General features: G+C 62.0%; 11 protein-coding genes. 5 read left to right on the top strand and 6 right to left on the bottom strand.

The window, feature by feature from the left end:
* Positions 1 to 44 precede the first annotated feature (44 nt).
* The 4 genes from argC to V6M89_RS18235 all read right to left on the bottom strand — a co-directional run bounded on the left by argC (position 45) and on the right by V6M89_RS18235 (position 4403).
* Positions 45 to 1082: an N-acetyl-gamma-glutamyl-phosphate reductase gene (gene argC / locus V6M89_RS18250; RefSeq protein WP_332854493.1), complete on the bottom strand. Its 1038-nt coding sequence runs from the start codon at positions 1080 to 1082 to the stop codon at positions 45 to 47.
* Positions 1083 to 1241: 159 nt separating this feature from the next.
* Positions 1242 to 1634, bottom strand: a complete 393-nt coding sequence (rpsI, locus tag V6M89_RS18245) for a 30S ribosomal protein S9 (RefSeq protein WP_008445137.1) — start codon at positions 1632 to 1634, stop codon at positions 1242 to 1244.
* A 9-nt stretch (positions 1635 to 1643) separates the two neighbouring features.
* Positions 1644 to 2072, bottom strand: a complete 429-nt coding sequence (gene rplM / locus V6M89_RS18240; protein ID WP_008445136.1) for a 50S ribosomal protein L13 — start codon at positions 2070 to 2072, stop codon at positions 1644 to 1646.
* Between the two features lie 129 nt (positions 2073 to 2201).
* Entirely contained in the window at positions 2202 to 4403 is a 2202-nt protein-coding gene (locus V6M89_RS18235) for an NHL repeat-containing protein (RefSeq protein WP_332854492.1), read from the bottom strand.
* Between the two features lie 130 nt (positions 4404 to 4533).
* Between V6M89_RS18235 and V6M89_RS18230 the strand changes: the two genes are divergently transcribed.
* Positions 4534 to 4956, top strand: coding sequence for an OsmC family protein (locus V6M89_RS18230; protein ID WP_332854532.1), 423 nt, complete (start codon positions 4534 to 4536; stop codon positions 4954 to 4956).
* Between the two features lie 9 nt (positions 4957 to 4965).
* Here V6M89_RS18230 and coq7 read toward each other — a convergent pair whose 3' ends face one another.
* Positions 4966 to 5607 carry a 2-polyprenyl-3-methyl-6-methoxy-1,4-benzoquinone monooxygenase gene (gene coq7, locus V6M89_RS18225; RefSeq protein ID WP_332854491.1) on the bottom strand — a complete coding sequence of 214 codons (642 nt, stop codon included), beginning with the start codon at positions 5605 to 5607 and terminating at the stop codon, positions 4966 to 4968.
* Positions 5608 to 5654: 47 nt separating this feature from the next.
* Positions 5655 to 6089, bottom strand: coding sequence for a hypothetical protein (locus tag V6M89_RS18220; RefSeq protein ID WP_332854490.1), 435 nt, complete (start codon positions 6087 to 6089; stop codon positions 5655 to 5657).
* 112 nt (positions 6090 to 6201) lie between these two features.
* Between V6M89_RS18220 and V6M89_RS18215 the strand changes: the two genes are divergently transcribed.
* The 4 genes from V6M89_RS18215 to V6M89_RS18200 all read left to right on the top strand — a co-directional run bounded on the left by V6M89_RS18215 (position 6202) and on the right by V6M89_RS18200 (position 12873).
* The gene (locus V6M89_RS18215) at positions 6202 to 6981 is read left to right on the top strand and encodes an ABC transporter ATP-binding protein (RefSeq protein WP_332854489.1); all 780 of its coding nucleotides are present in this window, start codon (positions 6202 to 6204) and stop codon (positions 6979 to 6981) included.
* A gap of 3 nt (positions 6982 to 6984) precedes the next feature.
* Positions 6985 to 8181 carry an ABC transporter permease gene (locus V6M89_RS18210; RefSeq protein WP_332854488.1) on the top strand — a complete coding sequence of 399 codons (1197 nt, stop codon included), beginning with the start codon at positions 6985 to 6987 and terminating at the stop codon, positions 8179 to 8181.
* A gap of 207 nt (positions 8182 to 8388) precedes the next feature.
* Positions 8389 to 9282, top strand: a complete 894-nt coding sequence (locus V6M89_RS18205; protein WP_332854487.1) for an ABC transporter ATP-binding protein — start codon at positions 8389 to 8391, stop codon at positions 9280 to 9282.
* Positions 9283 to 9291: 9 nt separating this feature from the next.
* Positions 9292 to 12873: an ABC transporter permease/M1 family aminopeptidase gene (locus V6M89_RS18200; RefSeq protein ID WP_332854486.1), complete on the top strand. Its 3582-nt coding sequence runs from the start codon at positions 9292 to 9294 to the stop codon at positions 12871 to 12873.
* The last annotated feature ends 64 nt before the right edge of the window (positions 12874 to 12937 follow it).

Genomic DNA, 12937 nt, shown 5'->3' with positions numbered 1-12937 from the left:
ACGGGAACTACTAAACTACTATCCCCGCCCTGCCGCACTTTGATTTACGGCAGCAGCGCGATCTGGGTCAGGCCGGTGGTTTCTTCCAGGCCGAACATCAAATTCATGCACTGCACCGCCTGGCCGGACGCGCCCTTGACCAGGTTGTCCTGCACCACCAGCACGATCACGGTGTTGCCGTTGTCCGGGCGATGCAGCGCCAGGCGCAGCATGTTGGAGCCACGGGTAGAACGGGTTTCCGGATGCGAACCGAACGGCATCACGTCGACGAACGGAGAATCCTGGTACTGGGCTTCGAACAGCGCTTGCAGCGCTTCGTTGCCGACGTCCTTGGTCAGGCGGCCGTACAGGGTCGAGTGCATGCCGCGGATCATCGGCACCAGGTGCGGCGTGAACACCAGGCCGACCTTGTCGGCGGTGAACTTCTGCAACTGCGCCGAGGTTTCCGGCGTGTGGCGGTGGCCGGCCACGCCGTAGGCCTTGAAGTTGTCGCTGGACTCAGAGAACAGCGTAGCGATCTCAGCCTTGCGGCCGGCGCCGGACACGCCGGACTTGCAGTCGGCGATCAGCGAACCGGCATCGATCAGGCCGGCCTTCAGCAGCGGGTAGTAGCCCAGCTGCATGGTGGTCGGGTAGCAGCCCGGATTGGCGACCAGGCGCGCGCCCTTGATGGCGTCGCGGTTCAGTTCGGCCAGGCCGTAGGCGGCTTCTTCCAGCAGCTCCGGGCAGGTGTGGTCGATCTTGTACCATTTTTCAAAGACAGCCTTGTCCTTGATGCGGAAATCCGCCGCCAGGTCGATCACCTTGACGCCGGCCGCCAGCAGCGCCGGCGCCTGCGCCATGGCGACGCCGTGCGGGGTGGCGAAGAACACCACGTCGCACTTGCTCAGGTCGGCCTTGTCGGGCGACGAGAAGGCGATGTTCACGCGGCCGCGCAGCGAAGGGAACATATCGGCAACCGGCAAGCCATCTTCCTTGCGCGACGTGATAGCCGTCAGCTGCACATCAGGGTGGACTGCCAACAGTCGCAGCAATTCCACTCCGGTGTATCCGGTGCCGCCGACGATGCCAACTTTGATCATGTTCTTTCCTTGAATGAGGTATTGCGTAAAGGGGACTGCCATTTTATCAGGCATATGCGACAAACGTGTTACGTCCGCCAGATGGCAAAAAAGCCGCCCGACACGAGGCCGGCGGCTTTTTTGAGGATGCGCCGCAAGCAGCGCACCACAGCGTAAAAATTAACGCTTCGAGAATTGCTTTGCGCGACGTGCTTTGCGCAGACCAACTTTTTTACGTTCAACTTCACGTGCATCGCGGGTAACGAAGCCGGCGCGTGCCAGATCGCCCTTCAGCGCTGCATCGTAGTCGATCAGAGCGCGGGTGATGCCGTGACGCACAGCACCTGCCTGGCCGGACTCGCCGCCGCCGTGAACGTTGACTTTGATGTCAAAACGCTCAACGTTGCCGGTCAGTTCCAGTGGTTGACGAATAACCATCAGGCCGGTTTCGCGGGAGAAGTACTCAGCCGCTGGCTTGCCGTTAACGATGATTTGGCCAGTGCCAACTTTGATAAACACACGAGCTACTGCACTCTTGCGACGGCCGGTGCCGTAATTGTAGTTACCGATCATGTCAGTTCCTTAGATTTCGAGTGCTTTAGGTTGCTGAGCAGCGTGCGGGTGCGAACCTTCAGCGTACACTTTCAGCTTCTTGATCATTGCGTAGCCCAGTGGGCCCTTCGGCAGCATGCCCTTGACGGCTTTTTCCAGAGCACGGCCTGGGAAACGCTGTTGCATTTTCAGGAAGTTGGTCTCATAGATGCCACCTGGGTAGCCCGAGTGACGGTAGTAGGTCTTCTCGGTTGCTTTGGTGCCGGTCACGCGCAGTTTGCCTGCGTTGACGATGACGATGAAATCGCCGGTATCGACGTGAGGAGTAAATTCTGGCTTGTGTTTGCCGCGCAGTCGGAGTGCCACTTCGCTGGCAACACGTCCGAGGACTTTGTCCGTCGCGTCAATCACGAACCAATCGCGCTGGACTTCATGGCCCTTAGCGGAAAAAGTTTTCATGTTGACTTCCTAAATAATAAAACACGCTCAAATGGTGGTTCCGCCATTGCTTCAGCGGACTCGGCCTTCTTATTTACTTTCCTGAGCGAACGGAAAGCCGACAAGTATAAGCGGGAACCACCCATCGAGTCAAGCTGCAATGCCGACAGAATCAGGCTCCGCGGCCCCATAACGGAAAACATTGACCACATTGAAAGTCGTGTCGGGCACGTACAGGCGGCCGCGGTCGGCGTAAATGAAGTACGGCATCCAGACGCCGCCGGCGTCGGGGTATTTCTTGAAGACGGAAATGCCGGTCTCGTAGTGCAGCGTATCGTCGCCGATACGAAACACTTTCAGCGCTCGGTTGACCAGGTCGTTGACGATCAGGCGGTCGCCGTCGATGCAGACGCTGGCGGGCAGCATGAATTTTCCGTAGTCAACGTTGACATCATCGCAATAGCCGAGATGGCCGTAAGTCCACAGGCTGTTGCCCTCGCGGTCGAACACGCGCAGGCAGTTGTTGAACTGATCGCAGACGAACAAGCGATCCTGGGCGTCGATGGCGACGTCGCAGGGCGTGAAATCGTCGTCCGACTGCCAGCGGAAATTCTTGCGGAACGCGACAAAGCCGGTCGGCTGGATCTGCCACATCGAAATGCGGTTGTTCAGCGAATCGGCGATGTAGATCTCGCCCTGGCCGTTGATGGCGATGCCCTGCGGCGCCTTCAGCGTGCCGTCGCCGCCCACGCCCTCGCGGCCGAAGGGCATGCCGTAGTTGATCAGGTAGCCGGCCGGATTGAACTGGTACATCGTCACCGTGCACATATTGAAGTTGGTGACGAACACGATCGGCGTGCCGGGACAGATCTGCCCCAGCGGCGGCGTGTGCGGATAGTAGACGTCCATCGCCAGGTCGCCCGGCACGAAGAAGCCGCGCATCATGTCCTGCAGCTGGTGGTAGGGATCGCTCTCGGTGTTGAAGGTCTTCATGCACCAGTTGCCGGAATCGATGTTCAGCGAAGCGTTCTCCATGCGCGCCAGCGGGTCGATGCCCAAGTGGGTGCGGAACTGGTCATACCAGTATTTGTAGATGCTGGTCGTGGCCATGGCCCACTGGTCGATCCAGTTGCCGCCGGCCTGGGGCTCGCGCGGCGCGGTGCGGCGTTCGCGATTGAAGCCGATCACCGAAGTCATGCAATTGAATTGCGAGGTCGAGCGCAGCTGGTTCTGGTCGTCGCGCCGGTGGCCGACCGATTCGATCAGCAACGCGTCCTCGTCGCCCTGGATTCCCGGTATGCGCGGGATCAGCACCTTGATCACGCTGGAGGCGAACGGCTCGCTGATGAAATACACATCCGGCTCGCCTTCCGCCGCGCAGATCTGGTACGGCCCGACGAACACCACATCCTCCAGCGCGCCGTAGACGAAGTCGGACAGGCTGTGCACCGGCTCCAGCGTGTGGTTCCACAGCGGCAGCAGGCCGTTGACCACGCTGACCTCCTTGCCCTCCAGGTCGTACACCGTGATGGCGTTTTCGATATGCCCCGGCACGAACACGCGGTCGCCGATCACGCACACCGAGCGCATCACATTGAACTTGCCGATGCCGGTGGGCTTGCCGTGCTGGTGCAGCATCACCGTGTCATGCGGCGCCTGCACGCATTCGTCGACGATGGGCCAGTCGGTGCTGATCTTCAGTATTTCGTAGTGGCCGGTGTTGGCGAGGTAGAGATTGCCGTTCGCATCGCTGGCCAGGCCTTGCGGCCACAGCAGCTCATGCCTGACGCCGGGCCCGCCGACGTGGCGGAACTGGCTGATGAATTCGCCCTCCAGCGTGAACTTGACGCAGCGGCTGGCCAGGTCGTCGACCGTGTGGAAGAACTCGTCGCAGACATACAGGTAGTCGACGCCGTCGCGCTCGCGCACCACGGTGATGCCGTTCGGATCGGACAGCGGCAGGTAGTGGCTGTCGCCTTCGCCGAAGGCATAGCTGAACCAGATCTCGTGCTCGTCGTAGGCGAAGGCCACCACGCGGCCGTGGCCCATGTCGGTGCAATACATCAGCTGGTGGGTGGGATGCGGGCAAACGTGGAAGGGCATCAGCAGGCGCGGCGCATCGGGCGTGTCGTCGCCGGGACCCTCGATCACGTGCAGCAGTTCGGATAAATCGGCATCGAAGACCAGCACGCGACTGTTGCCTGTATCGCACACCCACAGCCTGCCGAAACTATCGGCATGCACGCCGACCGGCGAATTGAGCGTGAAATCGTCGGCCAGCGGCCCCACCGGCGTGGTGCCCGGAGCGGTCAACTCACCATAGGAACAAAGATATTTGATGGCCTGATTCATCGCACCCTCCTTGATCTAAGTCATAAAGTATGCGATTCGTTCGGAGTAACGGCAAGCAATAAAACCTCATGCAAGCCAGTCCGGCCGGACTCCTTTACAATATGCGCAACGCTTTTTAACGGAGAGAATGATGGAATGCAAAGTCAGCTGGAATGGCCCGTCGGGCATGAGTTTCTTGGCCACGACCGGCTCCGGCCACATGGTCAACATGGATGGCGCGCCCGAGGGCGGCGGCCACAACCTGGCGCCGCGTCCGATGGAGATGGTGTTGCTGGGCACCGGCGGCTGCACGGCGTATGACGTGGTGCTGATCCTCAAGAAGGGCCGTGCCGACATCCGCGGCTGCGAGTGCACGCTGACCGCCGAGCGCGCGGACACGGAACCGAAAGTGTTCACCAAGATTAATTTCCACTTCACCGTGACCGGCAAGGACTTGAAGCCTGAAGCGGTGGAACGGGCGATCACGCTGTCGCACGACAAGTACTGCTCGGCATCCATCATGCTCGGCAAGACTGCCGAGATCACCCACTCGTTCGAGATCGTCGAAGCTTAAAACCCAAGCCTAGATGTAATACGCGGTGCTGGTCATTACCTTGCCCATCACCGCCATCACGGCCTGCACCGGCGCTGGAGTCTGCGAGGCGCCCAGCGCCTGCGCGGCGGCGCCGTGTTCGATCTCATCCTGCCGCATCTGCTCGACGATGGCGCGCGACTTGGCGTCCTGCGGCGGCAACCGATCCAGATGGCTGGCCAGATGCGCCTCCACCTGCCGCTCCGTCTCCACCACAAAGCCCAGGCTGCGCGCATCGCCCAGCACCGCCGCCACCGTGCCCAGCGCATACGCGCCGGCGTAGAACAGCGGATTGAGCACGCTGATATGCGAATTCAGTTCGGCCAGCCGCTGCGCGGTCCAGGCCAGATGGTCTTCCTCTTCCCTGCCCGCCTGCTCGAACTGCGCGCGCATTTCCTCGGTCTTGGCGAAGCGGCTCTGCGAGTTGTACAGCGCCTGCGCGCACACCTCGCCCACATGGTTCACGCGCATCAGTCCGGCGCTGTGGCGGGTTTCCGCTTCGCTCATCTGGGCGTCGGCCGCGTGCAGCGCCGGCGTCGGCCGCGATGCCGAGGCAACACCGGTAATCACGCGCAGCGCCTTGTCGGCGCCGGCGATCAATCGGTCCAGCGGGGTGTGGTGATGTGCGGCCATAGGAAAACTCGAATTCGGACGAAAGCAATATTATAGAGGCGACAGCCTCAGTTTGCCTCGGCCGCTTCGCGCAACTGGCGCTGGCGTTCGATGTAGTCGGCCACCGGGCCACGCACATCGATCTTGGAAATGTCTTTCGCCACGCTCAGGTTCAAGCCCAGCAGGAAGGGGATATTCTCGATGGGAACTTCCGGGCAGTGCTCGGCAAACGCGCGCAGGAAGCGCTTGGATTCCACCACCGGCACCACCTTCTCGCCGCTCATGTATTGCAGGATGCTAGTGATGCTGTGGCCCTTGCCGATACTGTGATAGATGAAGCGGTTGAAGTCGCGGTCCAGCTTGTCGAAGTCCAGCGTTTCCTTGGTCATCAGGCCCGACAGGTAAAACAGGCCCAGCGCCACGCGGAAGAAGCCGGTGGACTCGCTACGGTCGACGCCGCAATGGGTCACGGCCAGAATTTTTTCCTGCAATTGAGGATTCATTTTTTGTTGTTCTCCCATATCCGACTATAGCAAGACATTTGTACGGCTAGTAGCTTGCGCGCGAGAATTTTTACATGCTACTCTTGAAATCTTTTCAACAAAGGACAGAACAATGATCGAGGTCAAGGGTCTCGCCAAGCGTTTTCGCCTGCCGTCACGCGGCGGCAAGCCGGCCCAGGCGCGCGATCCGCGCGACCACGACGGTTGGTTCCATGCGGTGCGCGATGTCAGCTTCCGCTGCGCGCCCGGTGAAGTGCTGGGCCTGCTGGGTCCCAACGGCGCCGGCAAGACCACCACCCTGCGCCTGCTGTCCACCGCGCTGAAACCAGATTCAGGCAGCATACACGCCAACGGCGTCGACCTGCTGCAAGATCCGCTGGCGGCGCGCCAGCACATCGGTTTTTTATCCGGCACCACCGGCCTGTACGGACGCCTGACCGCGCGCGAAAACGTCGAATACTTCGGCCGCCTGCACGGCATGAGCCCACCCTACCTGAAGCGCCGCTGCGACGAGTTGTTCGAGCTGCTGCAGATGACCGAATACGGCAACAAGCGCGCCGACCAGCTGTCCACCGGCATGAAGCAGAAATGCTCGATCGCCCGCACCGTGGTGCACGAACCGCAGATCGTCATTCTCGATGAACCGACCACCGGCCTGGACGTGATGTCGGCCAAGATCCTGCTGGACTTTATCGCCAGCTACAAGGCGCTGCACGTGCCGCTGATCTTCTCCACCCACCACCTGCACGAAGTGGAAAAGCTGTGCGACCGCGTCTGCATCATCAACCACGGCAAGACCGCCTTCCACGGCACGGTCGACGCGCTGCGCCACCTGGGCGGCAGCGCCGATCTGTACGACGCCTTCGTCGGCGTCATCAACCAGGAGCCCTGAGCCATGTGGATCATCTACCTCAAGGAGTTGCTGGAACTGGCGCGCGACCGCCGCACCTTCTTCTTCACCGTGTTCATTCCGGTGTTCGCCATGCCGCTGATCTTCACCGGCTTCGGCTACGTATCGTCGAGCATGTTCAAGCAGGCCAGCCAGGCCGAGATGACCTACTCCATCTTCGGCAAGGACAACGCCCCCAAGCTGGCTGAACGCTTCGCCAAGGAAAAAGGCTTCCGCGAAGTGGTGCTGGCCAGCCCGGCGGACATCAAGACCGCCATCGGCGACGACCGCATCAAGTTCGCGCTGGTGATCCCGGCCGGCTTCGAAGCGAGCCTGGCCCAGCAGCAGCAAGCCGTGATCGCGCTGCACTACAACAGCGCCGTCACGGTCGACCTGACGCGCAAGCGGGTGATGTCGGTGGTCGGCGGCCAGAACCGCCTGCTGCGCGAACAGGCGCTGTCCGCGCTCAACCTCAACAAGGAGCAGCTGCGCTTCGCGCTCGACCCGATCACGCTGGAAGACCATTCCACCGCAGACAAGCGCGAGCAGATGGGCGCGGTGGTCGGCGGCATGCTGCCCTACATCCTGCTGATGGTGTGCCTGATGGCGGCCATGTATCCGGCGATCGACACCGGCGCCGGCGAGAAGGAGCGCGGCACGCTGGAAACCCTGCTGCTGGCGCCGGTCTCGCGCACCGCGCTGGTGATGGCCAAGTTCCTGATGCTGTTCACCGTCGGCCTGACCTCGGCGCTGCTGATGATCGGCAGCCTGGGCATGCTGCTGACTTTCTTCGGCCCCATGATAGGCGGCGACCTGGTGCAGATGGTGCGCGCCATCGGCTTGCTGGACCTGACCATGGTGGCGCTGATGCTGGTGCCGACCGCCGCCATCTTCGCCGCCATCCTGCTGTCGATCTCGGTCTACGCCAAAAGCTACAAGGAAGCGGCCGGCCTGATCTCGCCGCTGATCATCGTCACTGTGCTGCCGACCCTGGTGGCGCTGCTGCCCGGCGTCGAGCTGAACTGGAAATGGGCGATGGTGCCGATGACCAATGTCTCGCTGGCGATGAAGGAATTGGTGAAGGGCACGATGGACTACAGCATGTTCTGGGTCATCCTGCTGTCGACCACCTTGACCGCCGGCGCCCTGCTGGCCCTGTGCCGCTGGTGGTTCAACCGCGAGCAGGTTTTATTTAGAAATTGAACAAGTTGTCTATTCAACTAACCCGGAACAAGGCCGCCGCGCACCGCCGTCTGGTCGGCCTTTTCTGCACTCTGGCGCGCAGTTTCCGCCGCCCATCGCAATGGCGCCCCACATATAGAGCAAATTCAATACAATGCCATCATGTGAAAAGTGTATGGCCGTGCAGAAACGCGGCGCAGGCACCGGCAGAATCATTCAGGAGTTAGCATGGAATTACGCATCAGCAACTTGTCTAAAACCTACGGCAATGGCGTCGTAGCGCTGGACAATATCTCGCTCACCATCCCGACCGGGATGTTCGGTTTGCTCGGGCCCAACGGCGCCGGCAAGTCGACGCTGATGCGGACGCTGGCGACCTTGCAGGAATGCGATTCCGGTTCGGTGTTCCTGGACGACATCGACGTGCTGGACGAAAAAGACGAAATACGCCGCCTGCTGGGCTATCTGCCGCAGGACTTCGGCGTCTATCCGAAAGTGACCGCCTACGAGCTGCTCGACCATTTCGCCGTGCTCAAGGGCCTGTCCAACCGCAACCGCCGACGCGAGGTGGTCGACGGCCTGTTGCAGCAAACCAATCTGTTCGACGTGCGCAACCAGCGCCTCGGCGGCTTCTCCGGCGGCATGCGCCAGCGCTTCGGCATCGCCCAGGCGCTGCTGGGCGATCCCAAGCTGATCATCGTCGACGAGCCGACCGCCGGCCTCGACCCGCAGGAACGGGTGCGCTTCCACAACCTGCTGTCCGACATCGGCGAAGACAAGACCGTGATCCTGTCGACCCACATCGTCAGCGACGTGGCCGACCTGTGCGCCAACATGGCCATCATCAACAAGGGCCACCTGCTGCTGTGCGGTCCGACCCAGGAATTGATCCACGACGTCAGCGACAAGATCTGGGCCCGCTTCATCGACAAGCGCGATCTGCAATCGTTCCAGCTGCGCCACCCGGTCATCTCGTCGCGCCTGCTGTCCGGCCGCACCCTCATCCATGTCTACAGCGAGACCGATCCCGGCGACGGCTTCGAAGAAGCCATCGGCGACCTCGAAGATGTCTATTTCGCCACCATCGCCGGCCGCCACAGCGCTGCGGCCACCTGCGATTAAGGCGGCCCCATGTTTTCCATCGCCTACTTTGAAGCGCGCCAGCGCCTCAAGCTGCTGTCCACCTGGGTTTATTTCCTCGGCTTCCTGGCGCTGTCGCTGCTGTGGATGGCCGCCGCCGGCGGCGTCTTCAAGGGCGCCTCGGTCGCCTTCGGCAGCCAGCTGATCGATTCGCCCCGTTCGCTGATGTTCACCACCAGCGTGCTGGCCTCGCTGGGCGTGGTGGTCATGGCCGCCATGATGGGCCGCTCGGTGCAGCAGGATTTCGAATACGACATGCAGCACTTCTTCTTCAGCGCGCCGATCAAGAAGCACCAGTACATGTTCGGCCGCTTCCTCGGCGCCTACCTGACGCTGGCCATCATCTTCACCAGCATCCTGCTGGGCGCGTGGCTGGGCAGCTATATCCCCGGCATCGATCCCGAGCGGCTGGGCCAGCCCGGCGTGCTGGGCTATGTGATCCCCTACCTGATCGTCATCCTGCCCGACATCTTCATCTTCGGCGCCGTGTTCTTCATCCTGGCTGCGCTGACGCGGCGCATGCTGCCGGTCTACATCTCCAGCGTGGTCATGCTGATCGGCTACATCGTCGCCCCCGGCCTGGCGCGCGACCTCGACTACAAGACGCTGGCCGCGCTGATCGACCCCTTCGGCACCACCGCCGTGATCCGCGTGACCGAATACTGGCCCATCATCGAGCGCAACAGCCGCATGTTCTGGCCGGAAGGCGTGTACCTGCTCAACCGCGTGCTGTGGTGTTCGTTCGCGCTGGCCGGCCTGCTGCTGGGCTACTGGCGCTTCCACTTCATCGCCACCATCGACAGCGGCGCCGGCAGCACCAGCCGCGGCGAAGGCGAAACGCCGCTGCACCTGTCGGCCCAGTCCACCAGCACCCAGGAAAAGCCGGACTTCCAGTCGCGCAGCCTGGCCGCGCTGCTGTTCAAGATGAGCTGGCTGAACCTGCGCGAAACCACCAAGAACATCTACTTCCTGGTGCTGGTGCTGGCCGGCGTGCTGATGATGCTGGCCAGCACGCTGGACATGGGCTCGATGTTCGGCACCGTTACCTACCCGGTCACCTACCTGGTGCTGGAGTCGGTGTCGGAAACCTTCGCGCTGTTCATGTTCGTCATCACCACCTTCTACGCGGGCGAGCTGGTGTGGCGCGAGCGCGAGGCGCGCATGGCGCAGATGCTGGACGCGCTGCCGATCCCGAGCTGGTTGCCGATGCTGTCCAAGCTGATCGCGCTGATCGGCCTGCAAACCCTGCTGATGGTGGTGGTGATGGTGTGCGGCATGGCGATCCAGATCGCCAAAGGTTATTTCATCCTGGAGCCGGGCCTGTATCTGCACCACCTGTTCCTGATCCAGCTGCCGGCCTATGCGCTGTCGGCGGTGCTGGCGATCGCGCTGCAAGTGCTGATCAACCAGAAATACCTGGCCTACTTCGCGATGATCGTCTACTACCTGGCCAGCGTCACCTTGGGCACGGTCGGCATCGACGATCCGATGCTGGTCTACGGCACCATGCCGAGCTTCATTTATTCCGCCATGAACGGCTACGGCCACTTCCTGGCGCGCGAACGCTGGTTCGAGCTCTACTGGACCGGCGCCGCACTGCTGCTGGCGGTGCTGTCGCTGCTGTTCTGGGCGCGCGGCACCAACGACGGCTGGCGCCAGCGCCTGCAACTGGCGCGCCACGCGCTGACGGTGCCGGTGCTGAGCGCGGTGGCGGCCGGCCTGCTGGTCTTTGTCGGCGCCGGCAGCGTGGTGTTCTACAACACCCACATCGCCCACTGTTTCAAGACCGCCTACCAGAAGGATGCCGAGCGCGCCGACTACGAGCGCAAGTACAAGAAATTCGCCGTGGTGCCGCAGCCGCGCATCACCGACGTCAAGCTCGACGTCGCCATCGTGCCGGAACAGCGCAGTCTGGTGGTCAAGGGCCGCTACCTGCTGGAGAACAAGACCGCGCAGCCGATCACCGACGTGCTGGTCTATCAGGACAACACGACCACCCAATTCAAGGCGCGCTTCAGCCAGGATGCGCGGCCGGGTTTCCAGGATGAAGATCTCGGCTTCTACAGCTACAAGCTGGCCAAGCCGCTGGCGCCCGGCGCGCAGCTGACGATGGAATTCGACGTCACCTACCTGCCGGGAGGCATTTTGGGCATGGGCCAGGACACGCCGGTGATCGGCAACGGCACCTTCTTCAACAACGGCGTGTTGCCGCACATCGGCTACCAGCAGGGCATGGAACTGAGCGATGTGCGTGACCGCAGGAAGCACAAGCTGCCGGCGCGCGAGCGCATGCTGCCGCGCGACGACCCGGCCGGCCTGGCCAACAACCTCGCCAGCAACGACGCCGACTGGATCAGCTTTGACGCCACCGTCAGCACCAGCGCCGACCAGATCGCCATCGCGCCGGGCACGCTGGTCAAGGAATGGAGCAAGCAGGGGCGGCACTACTATCACTACAAGATGGACCAGCCCATCCTGAACTACTACGCCATCCAGTCGGCGCGCTATCTGGTCAAGCGCGACTGGTGGCAGGACGTCGGCATCGAGCTGTACTACCACCCCGGCCACGAGTACAACCTCGACCGCATGGACAAGGGCATCAAGGAATCGCTGGACTACTACACCCGCAACTTCGGGCCTTACCAGCACAAGCTGGTGCGCATCGTCGAGTTCCCGCGTTACGCCACCTACGCGCAATCGCTGCCGACCACGATACCGTATGCGGAGTCGATCGGCTTCATCGCCAAGGTCAACGACAAGAGTCCCAAGGACATCGACTATCCGTTCTACGTCACCGCGCACGAAGTGGCGCACCAGTGGTGGGGCCACCAGCTGGTCGGCGGCAACACGCGCGGCGGCACGGTGCTGAGCGAAACGCTGGCCGAGTACTCGGCGCTGATGGTGATGAAGAAGAATTTCGGCGCGGACAAGATGCGCCGCTTCCTGCACTACGACCTGGACCTGTACCTGATGGGCCGCGCGCTGGAGCGCAAGAAGGAAATGCCGCTGGCGGAAAACGAAAACCAGAACTACATCCAGTACCGCAAGGGCAGCCTGGCGATGTACCAGTTACAGGACATCCTGGGCGAGGCCAAGGTCAACGCCGCGTTGAAGGAAATGCTGGCGCAGTATGGCCGCAAGACCGGGCCGTATCCTAGCGTCACGGTGCTGGTCGACGCGCTGCGCAAGATCACGCCGCCGGAACAAGCCTACCTGATCGACGACCTGTTCAACCACATCGTGCTGTACGAGAACCATGCGGTCTCGGCCACCGCGCGCAAGCTGGTGGACGGCAAGTATGAAGTGACGTTCGCGGTCAGCGCCGCCAAGGTGCGGGCCAACGACCAGGGCGCGGAAAAAGACGTGCCGTTGAAGGACTGGATCGACATCGGCATCGACGACAAGGACGGCAACAGCCTGTTCCGCGAGCGCAAGCTGATCGAGCGCAAGGACAACCTGTACACGGTGATCATCAACGGCCGTCCGGGCAAGGCCGGCATCGACCCCGACAACAAGCTCATCGACCGCAAGCCCGACGACAACCTGATCAACGTCGAGCTGCTGACCCAGTAAGCGTCATTCCCGCGCAGGCGGGAATCCATGCTCAGTCGGTCCCAGCAGCGCGCTATGGATTCCC

Source organism: Duganella sp. S19_KUP01_CR8 (genome assembly GCF_036688705.1).
GTDB lineage: Bacteria > Pseudomonadota > Gammaproteobacteria > Burkholderiales > Burkholderiaceae_D > Rugamonas.
This window is presented reverse-complemented; position numbering and strand designations above follow the sequence as displayed.

What these genes read in the sequence shown, in the direction of transcription:
- rpsI (WP_008445137.1), bottom strand. Translation starts at nt 1,634, where the DNA reads ATGATCGGTAACTACAATTACGGCACCGGCCGTCGCAAGAGTGCAGTA.
- V6M89_RS18200 (WP_332854486.1), top strand. Translation starts at nt 9,292, where the DNA reads ATGTTTTCCATCGCCTACTTTGAAGCGCGCCAGCGCCTCAAGCTGCTG.
- V6M89_RS18220 (WP_332854490.1), bottom strand. Translation starts at nt 6,089, where the DNA reads ATGAATCCTCAATTGCAGGAAAAAATTCTGGCCGTGACCCATTGCGGC.
- coq7 (WP_332854491.1), bottom strand. Translation starts at nt 5,607, where the DNA reads ATGGCCGCACATCACCACACCCCGCTGGACCGATTGATCGCCGGCGCC.
- V6M89_RS18235 (WP_332854492.1), bottom strand. Translation starts at nt 4,403, where the DNA reads ATGAATCAGGCCATCAAATATCTTTGTTCCTATGGTGAGTTGACCGCT.
- V6M89_RS18215 (WP_332854489.1), top strand. Translation starts at nt 6,202, where the DNA reads ATGATCGAGGTCAAGGGTCTCGCCAAGCGTTTTCGCCTGCCGTCACGC.
- V6M89_RS18210 (WP_332854488.1), top strand. Translation starts at nt 6,985, where the DNA reads ATGTGGATCATCTACCTCAAGGAGTTGCTGGAACTGGCGCGCGACCGC.
- rplM (WP_008445136.1), bottom strand. Translation starts at nt 2,072, where the DNA reads ATGAAAACTTTTTCCGCTAAGGGCCATGAAGTCCAGCGCGATTGGTTC.
- argC (WP_332854493.1), bottom strand. Translation starts at nt 1,082, where the DNA reads ATGATCAAAGTTGGCATCGTCGGCGGCACCGGATACACCGGAGTGGAA.
- V6M89_RS18230 (WP_332854532.1), top strand. Translation starts at nt 4,534, where the DNA reads ATGGAATGCAAAGTCAGCTGGAATGGCCCGTCGGGCATGAGTTTCTTG.
- V6M89_RS18205 (WP_332854487.1), top strand. Translation starts at nt 8,389, where the DNA reads ATGGAATTACGCATCAGCAACTTGTCTAAAACCTACGGCAATGGCGTC.